Below are 2,500 nucleotides of genomic sequence, written 5' to 3' on the forward strand. Positions count from 1 at the left end.
TTGCTTGGCGACGTCCTACTCTCACAGGGACAAGGTCCCAACTACCATCGGCGCTAGAGAGCTTAACTTCCGTGTTCGGTATGGGAACGGGTGTGACCTCTCTGCCATCATCACCAAACTATGAAGGCATATTCCTTCAAAACTAGATAACATTTGCTACATATTATATGGTTAAGTCCTCGATCTATTAGTATTCGTCAGCTCCACATGTCACCATGCTTCCACCTCGAACCTATCAACCTGATCATCTTTCAGGGATCTTACTAGCTTACGCTATGGGAAATCTCATCTTGAGGGGGGCTTCATGCTTAGATGCTTTCAGCACTTATCCCTTCCGCACATAGCTACCCAGCTATGCCCTTGGCAGAACAACTGGTACACCAGCGGTGCGTCCATCCCGGTCCTCTCGTACTAAGGACAGCTCCTCTCAAATTTCCTACGCCCACGACGGATAGGGACCGAACTGTCTCACGACGTTCTGAACCCAGCTCGCGTACCGCTTTAATGGGCGAACAGCCCAACCCTTGGGACCGACTACAGCCCCAGGATGCGATGAGCCGACATCGAGGTGCCAAACCTCCCCGTCGATGTGGACTCTTGGGGGAGATAAGCCTGTTATCCCCGGGGTAGCTTTTATCCGTTGAGCGATGGCCCTTCCATGCGGAACCACCGGATCACTAAGCCCGACTTTCGTCCCTGCTCGACTTGTAGGTCTCGCAGTCAAGCTCCCTTATGCCTTTGCACTCTACGAATGATTTCCAACCATTCTGAGGGAACCTTTGGGCGCCTCCGTTACACTTTAGGAGGCGACCGCCCCAGTCAAACTGCCCACCTGACACTGTCTCCCGGGTCGATAAGACCCGTAGGTTAGAATTTCAATACAGTCAGGGCGGTATCCCACCAGCGCCTCCACCGAAGCTAGCGCTCCGGTTTCAATGGCTCCCGCCTATCCTGTACAAACTGTACCAAAATTCAATATCAGGCTACAGTAAAGCTCCACGGGGTCTTTCCGTCCTGTCGCGGGTAACCTGCATCTTCACAGGTACTATAATTTCACCGAGTCTCTGGTTGAGACAGTGCCCAAATCGTTACACCTTTCGTGCGGGTCGGAACTTACCCGACAAGGAATTTCGCTACCTTAGGACCGTTATAGTTACGGCCGCCGTTTACTGGGGCTTCAGTTCAGAGCTTCGCTTACGCTAACCCCTCTCCTTAACCTTCCAGCACCGGGCAGGTGTCACCCCCTATACTTCGCCTTACGGCTTCGCAGAGAGCTGTGTTTTTGCTAAACAGTCGCTTGGGCCTATTCACTGCGGCTTTCCGTTAAGAAAGCACCCCTTCTCCCGAAGTTACGGGGTCATTTTGCCGAGTTCCTTAACCAGAGTTCTCTCGCACACCTTAGGATTCTCTCCTCGCCTACCTGTGTCGGTTTGCGGTACAGGCACCTTTTATCTCGCTAGAAGCTTTTCTTGGCAGCGGGGAATCAAAGACTTCGCTCCATAAGGAGCTTCCCCATCACAGCTCAGCCTTTACGATAAGCGGATTTGCCTACTTATCAGCCTAACTGCTTGGACGTGCACAACCAATCGCACGCTTCTTCTATCCTTCTGCGTCCCTCCATTGCTCAAACGATAAAGAGGTGGTACAGGAATATCAACCTGTTGTCCATCGCCTACGCCTGTCGGCCTCGGCTTAGGTCCTGACTAACCCTGAGCGGACGAGCCTTCCTCAGGAAACCTTAGGCATTCGGTGGACGGGATTCTCACCCGTCTTTCGCTACTCATACCGGCATTCTCACTTCTAAGCACTCCACCAGTCCTTCCGGTCTGACTTCACTGTCCTTAGAACGCTCCCCTACCACTGATACCATTGGTATCAATCCGCAGCTTCGGTGGTGTATTTAGCCCCGGTACATTTTCGGCGCAGAGTCACTCGACTAGTGAGCTATTACGCACTCTTTAAATGGTGGCTGCTTCTAAGCCAACATCCTAGTTGTCTAAGCAACTCCACATCCTTTTCCACTTAATACACACTTTGGGACCTTAGCTGGCGGTCTGGGCTGTTTCCCTTTTGACTACGGATCTTATCACTCGCAGTCTGACTCCTAAGGATAAGTCATTGGCATTCGGAGTTTGACTGAATTCGGTAATCCGATGAGGACCCCTAGTCCAATCAGTGCTCTACCTCCAAGACTCTTACACTTAAGGCTAGCCCTAAAGCTATTTCGGGGAGAACCAGCTATCTCCAGGTTCGATTGGAATTTCTCCGCTACCCACACCTCATCCCCGCACTTTTCAACGTGCGTGGGTTCGGGCCTCCATTCAGTGTTACCTGAACTTCACCCTGGACATGGGTAGATCACCTGGTTTCGGGTCTACGACCACGTACTAAACGCCCTATTCAGACTCGCTTTCGCTGCGGCTCCGCCTCTTCAGCTTAACCTCGCACGGGATCGTAACTCGCCGGTTCATTCTACAAAAGGCACGCCATCACCCGTTAA

Annotated in this window: 2 rRNA genes (1 of these 2 cut by a window edge); both read right to left on the reverse strand. The window is 52.0% G+C overall.

Features of this window, described 5'->3' with window-relative positions:
- Positions 1-2: 2 nt before the first annotated feature.
- Positions 3-118, reverse strand: a 5S ribosomal RNA gene (gene rrf, locus HMAS_RS27560).
- Between the two features lie 49 nt (positions 119-167).
- Positions 168-2,500, reverse strand: a 23S ribosomal RNA gene (locus HMAS_RS27565); it runs 589 nt beyond the window's last position.

The organism is Bacillus sp. HMA207, from assembly GCF_003402455.1.
Lineage (GTDB): Bacteria > Bacillota > Bacilli > Bacillales > Bacillaceae_G > Bacillus_A > Bacillus_A cereus.